Raw genomic sequence first — 13,596 nt, 5'->3', positions numbered from 1 at the left:
AAATGATTTCTAGTATGACAGGGTTTGGAAGATCGAAAGTAGAAAGTGATGCTTTTCAAATTACAGTAGAAATGAAATCGGTGAACCACCGTTTTCTAGAGATGAGTATTCGACTTCCGAAGCAAATGATGGTATTTGAAGACAAAATTCGTAAAATAATTGCAGAACAAGTTCGCCGCGGACGTATTGAAGTGTCTATTAGTATAACGGGTGAAGGGCTTGTTGAAAGAAAATTAAGTGTGAATTGGTCGCTTCTTGAGCAGTACCAATCGATTATGGAAGATATAAAAGGAAAATTTCAATTACAAGATTCTATTACACTTGAGCGATTGATGGCAATGCCAGAAGTGACTGAAATTGAGGAAATAGAAAATGTAAATGAACAATTTGAGAACAGTTTATATGAGGCTGTTCGCCAAGCTGCTCATATGTTGAAAACGATGAGGGATGGCGAAGGAGAACGATTACATAAAGATATAGCGTATCGTTTGCAAGAGATTCACAATTGTGTAAATGCAATTATTCCACATGCACCCATTGTTACACAAAAATATCGTGAACGATTAGAGAATCGCTTAAAAGAATTACATAATCAGGATCTGGATGAACAAAGATTGCTAACAGAAGTCGCAATCTTTGCAGAGCGTTGTGATATTCATGAGGAATTAGTTCGCTTGCAAAGTCATTTAGATCAATTTCGTGAAACACTGCAGATTGAAGAGCCTGTTGGAAGGAAAATGGACTTCATCGTGCAAGAGATGCATAGAGAAATTAATACGATTGGTTCTAAGGCAAATGACTTAACAATTTCAAAATATGTGGTAGAAATGAAAAATAACCTTGAAAAAATTCGTGAACAAGTACAAAATATTGAGTAGCTTTCAAAAAAATATATAAAGTTATACGTGGTGGAGAAATCGGATAGACTTACTAGGAGGCGCAAACTATGGCCATGCGGTTTTTAAATATTGGATACGGAAATATTGTATCTGCTCATCGAATTATTGCTATTGTAAGTCCGGAGTCAGCTCCTATTAAACGAACAGTACAGGAAGCACGTGAACATAATGCTTTACTTGATGCTACGTATGGGAGAAAAACAAGGGCGGTTATTGTTATGGATGATGGGCATGTTGTATTAAGTCCAATTCAGCCAGAGACGATTGCACATCGTTTGAATAATAAAGAAGATTTAAGTGAGGAAGGGTAGGTTTTACATATTTATGAGAAGTAGAAGAGGATTGCTCATCGTTCTTTCAGGACCTTCTGGGGTTGGAAAAGGAACGGTTCGAAAAGAGCTGTTTAGCCATGAGGATACACGTTTTCAATACTCTATTTCAGTAACGACACGTAAACCACGTGAAGGTGAAGTAGACGGTGTGGATTATTTCTTTAAAGAAAGAGAAGAATTCGAGGAAATGATTCGTAATGAAAAATTACTTGAATGGGCTGAGTTCGTAGGTAATTATTACGGAACACCGATTGACTATGTTGAAAAAACATTACAAGAAGGAAAAGATGTATTCTTAGAAATTGAAGTGCAAGGAGCAATTCAAGTTAAGAAAGCTTTCCCAGAAGGTGTATTTATTTTCTTAGCACCTCCAAGTTTATCTGAGCTAAAGAACCGAATTGTCGGTCGTGGTACAGAAACTGAAGATGTTATTGAAAATCGTTTAACTGTAGCGAAAGAGGAAATCGAAATGATGGATGCTTACGACTATGTAGTAGAAAACGACCAAGTTGAATTAGCTTGTGAAAGAATTAAAGCAATTGTGGTTGGCGAACATTGCCGCCGCGAAAGAGTAGCAAAATATTATAAAGAAATGACGGAGGGTCTATAATTATGTTAAATCCATCAATTGATTCATTATTAACAAAAATCGATTCTAAATATACACTTGTAACAGTAGCTGCAAAGCGTGCGCGTGAAATGCAACTTGCTAATAATTGTGTTATTGAACAACCTGTTTCTCATAAATGTGTAGGTAAAGCATTAGAAGAAATCGATGCAGAAGTGTTAAAATACGTACCAAGTGAAGATAAAGTAGCTGAATAAGACTTTGCCTTCGACAATTAAAAACATAGACTATATAATTTTCTATGTAACGGTAACAACCTATTTACAAGTAGGTTGTTATTTTTTTACGATAGGATGAAATATTGGTACTGACGAGCTGAAAATTCTATTTCGGTATTATAAGTTTGAAAAAGAAAGAGGACGAGTCATATGCTAAAAGGGAAAAAGATACTTCTATGTGTAACAGGAGGCATCGCGGTTTTTAAAGCGGCTGCGTTAACGAGTAAATTGACACAAGCTGGTGCTATTGTAAAAGTAATGATGAGTGAGTCGGCAATGAAGTTTGTTACGCCTCTTACATTTCAAGCCCTTTCTCGCCATGATGTATATACAGATACATTTGATGAGAAAGACTCAGCTGTTATTGCGCATATCGATTTAGCAGATTGGGCAGATGTAGTGCTTGTTGCACCTGCTACAGCCAATTGTATTGGAAAGTTAGCTAGCGGTATTGCGGATGACATGATTACAACTACTTTGTTAGCTACTATAGCTCCAGTGTGGATTGCACCTGCTATGAATGTGCATATGTATGAAAATAAAATTGTTCAAAAAAATATGATGACGTTAAAAACGTTAGGATATACATTTATTGAGCCTGGGGAAGGCTTTTTAGCGTGTGGTTATGTAGCGAAAGGAAGATTAGAAGAACCTGAAGCAATTATTGCACGGTTAGAGGAGGCTTTCTCGGAACAAAAGCCATTGCAAGGAAAAAGAATATTAATAACTGCTGGCCCGACACGCGAAAAGATTGATCCCGTTCGCTTTATGACGAATTTTTCTTCTGGGAAAATGGGATATGCAATCGCAGAGGAGGCAGCAAAATTAGGGGCGGATGTCATCCTGGTTTCAGGACCGACAGCACTAAATCCTCCATTACATGTAACAACGATACAAGTGGAATCTGCACAAGATATGTTAGAAGCGGTTCTTCAACTTTATCAAAATGTAGATGTTGTTATCAAAACAGCAGCAGTTGCAGATTATCGTCCGAAATATGTTCATGATAATAAAATGAAAAAGAAAAATGGTGATGCTGTAATTGAATTAGAGAGAACAGTAGATATTTTAAAAACGTTAGGTGAGATGAAGGACAAACAGTTACTTATCGGTTTTGCGGCTGAAACAACAAACGTAGAGGAATACGCAACGAAAAAATTACGTGAGAAAAATGCAACTATGATTGTTGCGAATGATGTAAAGGCGCAAGGAGCTGGATTTGGTACAGATACGAATATTGTAACAATGTATAGAAAAGATGGAGAAGTTATTGAGTTGCCACTTTTAACAAAGAAAGAGGTTGCTCGTGAAATATTAAAGCAAATCGAAATGATGTTGGAAGATGATCGTTTATGAAATTTGCAAGTGTAATTGTTGATGTACCGGCTCGTCAGACAGATCGCCCATTTGATTATATTATCCCTAAAAAATGGGAAGATATTGTCCAGACAGGAATGCGTGTAGTTGTTCCGTTCGGCCCAAGGAAATTGCAAGGATTTATTATTGAGATTAAAGATTCGGTTGATGTAGAAAGTACAAAATTAAAGACAATCCATGAAATATTAGATGTAACACCGGTTTTAAATGAGGAATTATTAAAGCTTGGATATTGGCTTACAAGTGAAACGTTATGTTATATGATTTCAGCTTTTCAAGTTATGCTTCCAACGGCGATAAAAGCAACGTATAAAAAGCGTCTACAACTTCGCAAACAAGAAGAAGTAGCACCTGAACTACTGTTTTTATTTCAGGACAAAGAAGCGATAGACTGGGAAGCTATCGAGGCGCAGCCACATCTATACCGCACGATTCAACAAGAAATTAAAAATGGCACGATTGAAGTCGTTTATCAAGTGAAGGATAAAGTACAGAAGAAGAAACAAAGAGTAGTTCAGCCGGAGTTGCCAGAAGATAAATTGGAATTGGCAGCATTTGAACTGAAAAGTAAAAAACAACAAGATGTACTCTATTATTTTGTGGAAAATTATAAAAGTGTACCATTGAAAGTGATAACAGAAGAATTACAAATAACAGATGCTCCAATAAAAGCACTTGTTAAAAAGGGGCTAATCTCAGAAAAGTATGTGGAAGTATACCGAAATCCGTATGACGATGATGATTTTGAACAAACGAACCCATTTCCACTTACTGAGGAACAAAAACAAGTCATTACACCGATTTTATCATCAATTACAAATGAAACTTACAATCCATTTTTACTATATGGTGTTACAGGAAGTGGAAAGACAGAGGTATACTTACAATCTATAGCGGCAGTGCTCAAAAAAGGAAAAGAAGCTATTGTACTTGTTCCTGAAATTGCGCTAACGCCTCAAATGGTAGATCGTTTTAAAGGTAGATTTGGCTCGCAAGTTGCGGTTCTTCATAGTGCGCTGTCTGTTGGAGAAAAGTATGATGAATGGCGTAAGATTTTAAGAAAAGAAGTAAAAGTCGTAGTTGGTGCGCGTTCAGCTGTCTTTGCTCCTTTTGAAAATTTAGGAATTATTATTATCGATGAAGAGCATGAATCGAGTTATAAGCAAGAAGATAATCCGCGATATCATGCAAGAGATGTAGCTGTGTGGAGAGGACAATATCATAAATGTCCTATCGTTCTTGGTAGTGCAACACCTACGCTTGAATCGTTTGCAAGAGCCAAAAAGGGTGTTTATGAACTGCTAACGATGGAAAAACGTATGAATGAACAAGCTTTACCAACTGTAGAGATTGTTGATATGCGTGAGGAACTTCGTGATGGGAACCGATCAATGTTTTCCAAGGCATTGCATGAAAAAATAGCAGATCGATTAGAGAAGAAAGAACAAATGGTACTCTTTTTAAATAGAAGAGGTCATTCTACATTTGTTATGTGTCGTGATTGCGGTTATGTTGTACAATGTCCGCATTGTGATATTTCGCTGACATATCATAAAATGAACCATCGTTTAAAATGTCATTATTGCAGTTACGAAGAGAATATGCCATCTGCGTGCCCGGCTTGTCAAAGTACATATATTCGTTTCTTTGGTACAGGTACACAAAAGGTAGAAGAAGAAATTACAAAACTATTTCCAGAGGCACGAGTCATTCGAATGGATGTAGATACGACAAGCCGTAAAGGAATGCATGAAAAATTATTAAAGGCGTTTGGGGAAGAAAAAGCAGATATATTACTCGGAACACAAATGATTGCGAAAGGATTAGACTTTCCGAAAGTGACGCTCGTTGGAGTTTTAACTGCAGATACGATGCTTCACTTACCCGATTTTCGGGCAAGTGAAAAGACATATCAGTTATTGACGCAAGTGAGTGGGCGAGCAGGTAGACATGAATTGCCAGGGGAAGTTGTAATTCAAACGTATACGCCAGAACATTACAGTATAGAGTTAGCGAAGAACCAACAATATGATGTGTTCTTTGACCAAGAAATGCAAATGAGACGAACGAGACAATATCCACCTTATTACTACGTTGTACTTGTAACTGTATCTCATCCGGAATTATTAAAGGCAGTGCAAGTGACGGAAAAAATTGTCGGTCAATTGCGCATGCATTGCACACAGCAGACAATGGTATTAGGACCAGTTGCTTCAGCAATTCCAAGGATAAAAGATAGATATCGTTATCAATGCATGATAAAATACAAACGGGAACCAAACTTAAAGAACGTGCTCAAAATGGTAAATGAACATTATCAAGCAGAAATGCAAAAAGAGCTACAAATCTCAATTGATTTTAATCCAACAATGTTAATGTAGCGGAGGGAAATATGGCAGTTTTAGAAATAGTAAAGCATCCAAATGAAGTGTTAGAAACACCATGTGAACGAGTAATTAACTTTGATAAAAAGTTGGTGAAATTGTTAAAAGATATGCATGAAACAATGTTAATTGCGGATGGAGTTGGTTTAGCTGCGCCTCAAGTAGGTGTAAGCTTACAAGTAGCCGTAGTTGATATTGGCGATGATACGGGAAAAATCGAGTTAATCAATCCAGCCATCCTAGAAAAACGTGGTGAACAAGTAGGTCCCGAAGGCTGTTTAAGCTTCCCGGGACTTTATGGTGAAGTGGAGCGTGCCGATTATATTAAAGTAAGAGCGCAAAATCGTCGTGGTAAAGTATTTTTATTAGAGGCGGAAGGTTTTTTAGCGCGTGCCATTCAGCATGAAATCGATCATTTACACGGTGTATTATTTACATCTAAAGTGACGAGATATTACGAAGAAAACGAATTAGAATAGGCATTAAAGGAGCGGTTTTTGAATGATAAAAGTTGTATTTATGGGAACACCGGACTTTTCAGTGCCGGTGCTTCGTCGTCTTATCGAAGATGGTTATGATGTAGTAGGTGTTGTGACACAACCCGATCGTCCGGTAGGCAGAAAAAAGGTATTAACACCTACACCTGTTAAAGTTGAAGCAGAAAAACATGGTATCCCGGTGTTACAACCGTTAAGAATTCGTGAAAAAGACGAATATGAAAAAGTATTGGCGCTAGAGCCCGATTTAATTGTAACAGCTGCGTTCGGTCAAATTGTACCAAATGAAATTTTAGAGTCACCAAAGTATGGATGTATTAACGTCCATGCCTCTTTACTTCCAGAACTTCGTGGTGGTGCACCAATTCATTATGCAATTATGGAAGGTAAGGAAAAAACAGGTATTACAATTATGTACATGGTAGAAAAATTGGATGCTGGTGATATCTTAACGCAAGTGGAAGTGGAAATTGACGAGCGTGAAACGACAGGCTCATTATTTGATAAGTTAAGTGAAGCTGGGGCACACCTTCTATCTAAAACAGTACCGTTATTAATTCAAGGTAAGTTAGAGCCAATTAAACAAAACGAAGAAGAAGTAACATTTGCATATAATATAAAACGTGAGCAAGAAAAAATCGATTGGACAAAAACAGGTGAGGAAGTATACAATCACATTCGCGGATTGAATCCGTGGCCAGTTGCTTATACGACTTTAGCGGGACAAGTTGTTAAAGTATGGTGGGGAGAAAAAGTACCCGTAGTCGAAGCTGCTGAAGCAGGTACGATTGTTGCGATCGAAGAAGACGGTTTTGTTGTAGCAACTAGTAATGAAACGGGTGTTAAAATTACTGAGTTGCAACCTTCTGGTAAAAAGCGTATGAGTTGTTCGCAATTTTTACGTGGTACAAAACCTGAAATTGGAACGAAGTTAGGAGAAAATGAATGAGACAAAATGTTCGTGAGTTAGCTCTTGATGGTTTAATTCAAGTAGAAAAAAGTGGTGCATACAGTAACTTACTTTTAAATAATATAATTGAAAAAAGTACAATTGATAGAAAAGATATTGGTTTGTTAACTGAAATTGTATATGGAACGATTCAACGTCGTGACACATTAGATTATTATTTACAACCTTTTTTAAAAAAGAAGGTTGAGGCTTGGGTAAGAGTATTGCTTCGCTTATCTTTATATCAAATGATTTATTTAGACCGAGTGCCAGAAAGAGCGGCTATTCATGAAGCGGTTGAGATTGCAAAGCGCCGTGGGCATAAAGGAATTGCTGGTATGGTGAACGGTGTATTACGTTCGATTCAAAGGGAAGGTGTACCTTCTGTAGATGAAATCAAGGATCCAGTAGAACGTCTTGCAATTGCAACAAGTCATCCAGTTTGGCTTGTACAAGAGTGGACTTCAGAATATGGTTTAGAAACTGCAGAGAAAATGTGTGAAGTAAACATGTTACCACCTGTACCAACAGCGCGTGTAAATGTTGATAAAATAACAGTAGCAGAAGCAATTGAGTTATTGGCAAGTGAAGGTATAGAAGCAAAACGTGGTGATTTGTCAGATGATGCAATTCAAATTGAAAGAGGGAATGTAGCGCACACAGATGCGTTCAAAAAAGGTTTTCTTTCTATTCAAGATGAAAGCTCTATGCTTGTAGCACGTGCTTTAGAACCGAATGAGGGAGATGTAGTTCTAGATAGTTGTGCTGCTCCGGGCGGAAAAACAACGCATATCGCAGAGCGACTAAAAGGAACTGGTAAGGTCATGTCTCTTGATTTACATGCACACAAAGTGCGTTTAATTAAACAACAAGCAGATCGCCTTGGTTTAGAGAATGTAGAAACAAAGGCATTAGATGCTAGAAAAGTGCAAGAGCATTTTGCAAATGAAACGTTTGATAAAATATTAGTAGATGCACCATGTTCTGGATTTGGTGTAATTAGACGTAAACCTGATATTAAGTTAGGTAAAGATAAAGGCGATAGTGAAAGATTATCGACGATTCAACTTGCCATACTAGAAAAAATAGCACCGTTATTAAAACAAGGTGGTCGCCTTGTTTATAGTACGTGTACAATTGAAAAAATAGAAAATGAACAAGTAATAGCGCGATTTTTACAAGAGAATCCTGAATTTGAGTGGGATACTACGATAAAAGAGCGTATGCCAGAAAAGTTAAGTCCGTATATTGATGAAGGTCAAGTACAAATTTTACCGCATTATTTTGCAACAGATGGCTTTTATATTGCTTGTTTAAGGAAGAAGGTGTAGCATCATGGAAACGACTGTAAGAAAACAAAAGAAAAATGTAGAAACGAAAAAACCATCAATTTACTCATTACAAATTCATGAAATGCAAGATTGGTTAAAGGAACAAGGTGAACCAAAGTTCCGTGCTGGACAAATTTTTGACTGGTTATATAAAAAACGTGTAAAAAATTATGAGGATATGTCAAACCTTTCTAAAGGATTGCGTGATAAATTGTCGAATTCCTTTGATATTACTACATTAAACACGTTAGTAAAACAAACGTCTTCGGATGGGACAATTAAATTCTTATTCCAGTTATATGATGGATATTCTATTGAAACGGTACTAATGCGACATGAATATGGAAATTCCATTTGCGTAACAACGCAAGTTGGTTGTCGTATTGGATGTACGTTCTGTGCTTCTACACTTGGTGGGTTAAAACGAAACTTAGAAGCTGGAGAAATCGTAGCGCAAGTAGTAGAGGTGCAACGTGCGCTTGATGAAACATCAGAACGTGTAAGTTCTCTTGTTGTTATGGGAATTGGAGAACCATTTGATAACTACGATAATTTAATGAGCTTTTTACGCATCACTAACCATGAAAAAGGTCTTCATATCGGTGCGAGACATATGACAGTTTCGACGAGTGGAATTATCCCGAAAATTTATAAGTTTGCTGAAGAAGATTTACAAATTAATTTTGCGATTTCATTGCATGCTCCAAATTCAGAATTACGTTCAAAATTAATGCCGATTAACCGTGCTTATAAGCTACCTGATTTAATGGAAGCTATTAAATACTATGTAAATAGAACAGGGCGTCGTATTACATTTGAATATGGATTATTTGGAGGAGAAAACGACCAAGTTGAGCACGCTGAAGAACTTGCTGCGCTCTTAAAAGGTGTAAAATGTCATGTGAACTTAATTCCGGTAAACTACGTACCTGAACGCGATTATGTACGAACACCACGTGAGCAAATTTTCTTATTTGAAAAGACGCTAAAAGATCGTGGAGTGAATGTAACGATTCGCCGTGAACAAGGTCATGATATTGATGCTGCCTGCGGTCAGTTGCGTGCGAAGGAGCGTAAAGAAGAGACGAGGTGACGAGATGAAAGCCGTGTTTCTATCAGATAAAGGAAAAGTTCGTCAACATAATGAAGATAGTGCAGGAGTTTTTCACAATTTAGATGGAAATATTTTAGCGGTAGTAGCAGATGGAATGGGGGGGCATCGAGCTGGTGATGTAGCTAGCTCGATGGCTATTCAATTATTCCATGATTATTGGAAGCAAACGCATAATATGAATAAGCCGAAAAAAGTAGAAGAGTGGTTACATACAAGTGTTGGAATTATTAATGAACGTATACATGAATACTCTAAGCAACATGTAGAATGTAATGGCATGGGAACAACACTTATAATAGCAATTTGTACACCAACCTTTGTGACAATAGGTCATATAGGAGATAGTCGCTGCTATATGGTATCAGAGGGTGAAATGGCGCTTGTAACGGAAGATCATTCCCTTGTAAACGAACTTGTGAAACATGGTGAAATTTCAAAGGAAGATGCAGAATATCACCCGAAAAAGAATGTTTTGTTACGGGCATTAGGGACAGAAGAGAAAGTCGGATTAGATGTTAAAACATTGGTGCTAGAAGAAGATGATCAGTTACTTCTTTGCTCTGATGGATTATCTAATAAAGTTTCTATTGCTGATATGAAACAAATTTTACAGTTAAATGAACAGATTGAAAGTAAGGGACAACGTCTCATTCAATTGGCAAATGATCGTGGCGGGGAAGATAACATCACCCTTGTTCTTATTGATTATGTGGATTCGACAAACGAAAGTAGGTGAAGTGCAACGTGCTGATTGGAAAACGCTTAAATGACCGTTATAAGCTGCTAAAAATGATTGGTGGCGGAGGAATGGCCAATGTATATTTAGCTCATGATGACATACTCGGCCGAGATGTAGCGGTAAAAATATTAAGACTCGATTATTCAAATAATGAAGAGTTTATTAAACGTTTCCATCGAGAAGCGCAATCTGTTACAACGTTGTCGCATCCAAATATTGTGAATATGTATGATGTTGGAGAAGAGGATGGTATATATTATCTTGTAATGGAATATGTACCCGGACGAACATTGAAGCAATACATAATTGATCGAGGGATGTTACCGATAGGAGAAGCTCTTGATATAATGGAGCAGTTAACGTCCGCCATGGCACACGCCCATCATTTTGAGATTGTGCATCGAGATATAAAGCCGCACAATATTTTAATTCGAGCTGATGGAGTAGTGAAAGTAACAGATTTTGGAATTGCGACAGCTACAAGTGCAACAACAATTACACATACAAATTCGGTACTCGGTTCGGTGCATTACTTATCACCAGAACAGGCACGCGGTGGGATAGCGAATAAACAATCAGATATTTATTCTCTTGGTATTGTTATGTTTGAATTGCTAACAGGAAGACAACCGTTTTCTGGTGAATCTGCTGTGGCTATAGCTTTAAAACATTTACAAAATGAAATTCCGTCTCCCAAAAGATGGAATGAAAATATTCCGCAAAGTGTTGAGAATATTATATTAAAGGCGACTGCGAAAGATCCGTTCCATCGATATCAATCTGCCAATGCGATGAAACGGGATATTGAAACGGCGCTATATCCAGAGAGGATAAATGAGCAACCATTTTACATACCAGAAGATATGGAAGCGACAAAAGCGATTCCAATTATTCAACAAGAACAGTTATTTGAAAATGTAACTGATGAAACAATTGTTTTAAAAGGGAGTAAAGTGGACGAACAAGTAAGAGAAGAAGCTGAATTAAGCAAGAAGAAAAGACGAAGTAGCAAATGGCTCAAAGGTTTAATTACAACATTTTTACTTTTAGCAATTGGAATAACATTGGCGCTTACTGTTATTCCGGGATTCTTTATTCCGAAAGATGTAAAAGTCCCTGATGTGGCTGGTATGAAGTATACGACAGCTGTAAATACATTAGTTGAAAAAGGTTTTGAAGTGACGGAACCCAATATTGTATATACAGATGATGTTGAAGCAGGTGATGTGATAAAAACAGACCCTGTAGCAGGCAGAGTTGTGAAAGAAAGCTCTAAAATTACTATCTATCAATCAGGTGGAAAAAAGAAAAGTAAGATGAGTGATTTCACAGGAAAAGATTTTGAGAGTATAAGGGCTGAGTTAGAAGAAAAATATAAAAAAGTTACAATAAATTATATTGAAAATGATCGACCAAAAGGTGAAATCGTAGAGCAAATCCCGACGCCTGACCAAATGGTAGTAGAGGCAGAGCAAGAACTGAAAATTTGGGTGAGTAAAGGTCCTTATCAAATTAGACCAGGTGATTTTTCAGGATGGACTGAAAATAGCGTAAATGGTTATTTGAATGAGCGAAAACTAACCCCAGATATAAAACGAGAGTATTCAGATACTGTCGATAAAGGGCTTGTAATTTCACAATTTCCAAAACCGGGAACACCGTTAAAAGAAGGAGATAAAGTGACGATTATCATTTCAGAGGGGCCTAAGCCGAAAGTAACGAAAACAGTGAAAGTCGATAATATTTCTATCCCTTATGAGTCTCCTATACTAGGTGAAAAGAAACCGCAAACAATAGAAATTTATAAAGAAGATATGCAACAAAAAATGGATCGACCAATTGAAACTAGAACGATTACAGAGTCGGCAACAATTTCTTTAGAATTTATCATCCAAGAAGGTACAAAGGGACACTATAAAATCGTAAGAGATGGAGTTACGATTATTGACAATGACGTACCATATCCAACTCAATAATAGTGAACGCTATCGCTTTCTATAAAGAAATATGAGGTACTACTCTTGCCTGTTATGCTATCTACAAAGTGGATGGTATAGCAGGCAAAAATATATGATTCAAAAAGTTATAAAGGTGATACTGTTATAAATAATATCTCGAATTTGATGGTAGATTAAATATAGTAACCTTGGTGTAGATTTGATGGGTTTTGAAATGATTATTTAAAGAACTCTAGTCCATTCAATATTAATGACAGCTTCACTTTATACAAAATAAAGGAGAATTATATGCCAGAAGGAAAAATTATAAAAGCTCTAAGTGGGTTTTATTATGTGCAGCATGAAGAAGGGATTACACAATGTCGCGGGCGTGGTGTATTTAGAAAAAATAAAATTACGCCACTTGTAGGAGACCAAGTCGTCTTTCAAGCAGATAACCCAACAGAAGGCTATGTGCTTGAAGTATTTGATCGGAAAAATGAACTTGTTAGGCCCCCTATTGCTAATGTTGATCAAGCAATTCTCGTTTTTTCTGCAGTAGAACCAGATTTTAATCCGGGACTGTTAGATCGATTTTTAGTGCTGATTGAATATCATAACATTAAGCCGATTATTTGCATTAGTAAGATGGATTTAGTGGATGAAAAAATGAGAGAGACTGTTGAATCTTATGCAAATGACTATCGTGAGATGGGATATGATGTATTATTTACTTCTATAAATACATCGGAAAGTATTGATATTTTAAAACCATTCTTAGAAGGTTGTGTTTCCGTCGTTGCGGGACAATCTGGTGTTGGAAAATCTTCTATGCTTAACGTTTTACGTCCAGAATTAGAACTGAAAACGAATGATATTTCCTCACATTTAGGACGCGGGAAACATACGACAAGACATGTAGAATTAATTGCGATTGGAAGCGGACTAGTTGCAGATACACCTGGTTTTAGTTCACTCGATTTCATAGATATAGAGGTAGAAGATCTTACATATTGTTTTCCGGAGTTGAAAGAAGCGAGTCAATACTGTAAATTTAGAGGGTGTACACATCTTTCTGAACCGAAATGTGCTGTGAAGGCTGCGGTTGAAGAGGGGAAGATTACAGAATATCGTTATAAGAATTACAAACAATTCGTAGAAGAAATTAGAGAGAGAAAGCCGAGGTATTAG

The 13,596-nt window shown here is 37.0% G+C and carries 13 protein-coding genes; all 13 read left to right on the top strand.

The annotated features are described in order from the left end of the window. Positions 1 to 2: 2 nt before the first annotated feature. The 13 genes from COE49_RS21905 (at position 3) to rsgA (ending at position 13,596) form a co-directional block, all read left to right on the top strand. Positions 3 to 878, top strand: coding sequence for a YicC/YloC family endoribonuclease (locus COE49_RS21905; RefSeq protein WP_088230148.1), 876 nt, complete (start codon positions 3 to 5; stop codon positions 876 to 878). A gap of 68 nt (positions 879 to 946) precedes the next feature. After that, complete coding sequence (gene remA, locus COE49_RS21900; protein WP_001251456.1) at positions 947 to 1,210, top strand: extracellular matrix/biofilm regulator RemA; 264 nt, start codon at positions 947 to 949, stop codon at positions 1,208 to 1,210. 13 nt (positions 1,211 to 1,223) lie between these two features. Beyond that, positions 1,224 to 1,841 (top strand): guanylate kinase, encoded by a 618-nt coding sequence (gene gmk / locus COE49_RS21895; RefSeq protein WP_001257740.1) that lies wholly within the window; start codon positions 1,224 to 1,226, stop codon positions 1,839 to 1,841. Positions 1,842 to 1,843: 2 nt separating this feature from the next. Beyond that, positions 1,844 to 2,056 (top strand): DNA-directed RNA polymerase subunit omega, encoded by a 213-nt coding sequence (gene rpoZ, locus COE49_RS21890; protein ID WP_088230147.1) that lies wholly within the window; start codon positions 1,844 to 1,846, stop codon positions 2,054 to 2,056. Between the two features lie 171 nt (positions 2,057 to 2,227). Then, positions 2,228 to 3,433, top strand: coding sequence for a bifunctional phosphopantothenoylcysteine decarboxylase/phosphopantothenate--cysteine ligase CoaBC (coaBC, locus tag COE49_RS21885; protein WP_098253121.1), 1,206 nt, complete (start codon positions 2,228 to 2,230; stop codon positions 3,431 to 3,433). Then, complete coding sequence (gene priA / locus COE49_RS21880) at positions 3,430 to 5,835, top strand: primosomal protein N' (RefSeq protein ID WP_088230145.1); 2,406 nt, start codon at positions 3,430 to 3,432, stop codon at positions 5,833 to 5,835. The genes coaBC and priA overlap by 4 nt, the downstream gene beginning before the upstream one ends. Positions 5,836 to 5,846: 11 nt before the next feature. Next, the gene (gene def, locus COE49_RS21875) at positions 5,847 to 6,317 is read left to right on the top strand and encodes a peptide deformylase (protein WP_000279467.1); all 471 of its coding nucleotides are present in this window, start codon (positions 5,847 to 5,849) and stop codon (positions 6,315 to 6,317) included. A 22-nt stretch (positions 6,318 to 6,339) separates the two neighbouring features. Continuing rightward, the gene (gene fmt, locus COE49_RS21870) at positions 6,340 to 7,284 is read left to right on the top strand and encodes a methionyl-tRNA formyltransferase (protein ID WP_098356862.1); all 945 of its coding nucleotides are present in this window, start codon (positions 6,340 to 6,342) and stop codon (positions 7,282 to 7,284) included. After that, positions 7,281 to 8,615 carry a 16S rRNA (cytosine(967)-C(5))-methyltransferase RsmB gene (rsmB, locus tag COE49_RS21865; protein ID WP_088230143.1) on the top strand — a complete coding sequence of 445 codons (1,335 nt, stop codon included), beginning with the start codon at positions 7,281 to 7,283 and terminating at the stop codon, positions 8,613 to 8,615. The genes fmt and rsmB overlap by 4 nt, the downstream gene beginning before the upstream one ends. Before the next feature lie 4 nt (positions 8,616 to 8,619). Then, entirely contained in the window at positions 8,620 to 9,708 is a 1,089-nt protein-coding gene (gene rlmN, locus COE49_RS21860) for a dual-specificity RNA methyltransferase RlmN (protein ID WP_088230142.1), read from the top strand. Between the two features lie 4 nt (positions 9,709 to 9,712). Continuing rightward, positions 9,713 to 10,465 (top strand): Stp1/IreP family PP2C-type Ser/Thr phosphatase, encoded by a 753-nt coding sequence (locus COE49_RS21855; RefSeq protein WP_088230141.1) that lies wholly within the window; start codon positions 9,713 to 9,715, stop codon positions 10,463 to 10,465. Positions 10,466 to 10,473: 8 nt separating this feature from the next. Further along, the gene (prkC, locus tag COE49_RS21850; RefSeq protein WP_088230140.1) at positions 10,474 to 12,444 is read left to right on the top strand and encodes a serine/threonine protein kinase PrkC; all 1,971 of its coding nucleotides are present in this window, start codon (positions 10,474 to 10,476) and stop codon (positions 12,442 to 12,444) included. A 270-nt stretch (positions 12,445 to 12,714) separates the two neighbouring features. Continuing rightward, entirely contained in the window at positions 12,715 to 13,596 is an 882-nt protein-coding gene (gene rsgA / locus COE49_RS21845; protein WP_088230139.1) for a ribosome small subunit-dependent GTPase A, read from the top strand.

The organism is Bacillus sp. AFS029637, assembly GCF_002584985.1.
GTDB lineage: Bacteria > Bacillota > Bacilli > Bacillales > Bacillaceae_G > Bacillus_A.
The sequence above is the reverse complement of the archived record's forward strand: the minus strand, read 5'-3'. Positions and strand labels throughout refer to the sequence as shown.

What these genes read in the sequence shown, in the direction of transcription:
- COE49_RS21905 (WP_088230148.1), top strand. Translation starts at nt 3, where the DNA reads ATGATTTCTAGTATGACAGGGTTTGGAAGATCGAAAGTAGAAAGTGAT.
- remA (WP_001251456.1), top strand. Translation starts at nt 947, where the DNA reads ATGGCCATGCGGTTTTTAAATATTGGATACGGAAATATTGTATCTGCT.
- gmk (WP_001257740.1), top strand. Translation starts at nt 1,224, where the DNA reads ATGAGAAGTAGAAGAGGATTGCTCATCGTTCTTTCAGGACCTTCTGGG.
- rpoZ (WP_088230147.1), top strand. Translation starts at nt 1,844, where the DNA reads ATGTTAAATCCATCAATTGATTCATTATTAACAAAAATCGATTCTAAA.
- coaBC (WP_098253121.1), top strand. Translation starts at nt 2,228, where the DNA reads ATGCTAAAAGGGAAAAAGATACTTCTATGTGTAACAGGAGGCATCGCG.
- priA (WP_088230145.1), top strand. Translation starts at nt 3,430, where the DNA reads ATGAAATTTGCAAGTGTAATTGTTGATGTACCGGCTCGTCAGACAGAT.
- def (WP_000279467.1), top strand. Translation starts at nt 5,847, where the DNA reads ATGGCAGTTTTAGAAATAGTAAAGCATCCAAATGAAGTGTTAGAAACA.
- fmt (WP_098356862.1), top strand. Translation starts at nt 6,340, where the DNA reads ATGATAAAAGTTGTATTTATGGGAACACCGGACTTTTCAGTGCCGGTG.
- rsmB (WP_088230143.1), top strand. Translation starts at nt 7,281, where the DNA reads ATGAGACAAAATGTTCGTGAGTTAGCTCTTGATGGTTTAATTCAAGTA.
- rlmN (WP_088230142.1), top strand. Translation starts at nt 8,620, where the DNA reads ATGGAAACGACTGTAAGAAAACAAAAGAAAAATGTAGAAACGAAAAAA.
- COE49_RS21855 (WP_088230141.1), top strand. Translation starts at nt 9,713, where the DNA reads ATGAAAGCCGTGTTTCTATCAGATAAAGGAAAAGTTCGTCAACATAAT.
- rsgA (WP_088230139.1), top strand. Translation starts at nt 12,715, where the DNA reads ATGCCAGAAGGAAAAATTATAAAAGCTCTAAGTGGGTTTTATTATGTG.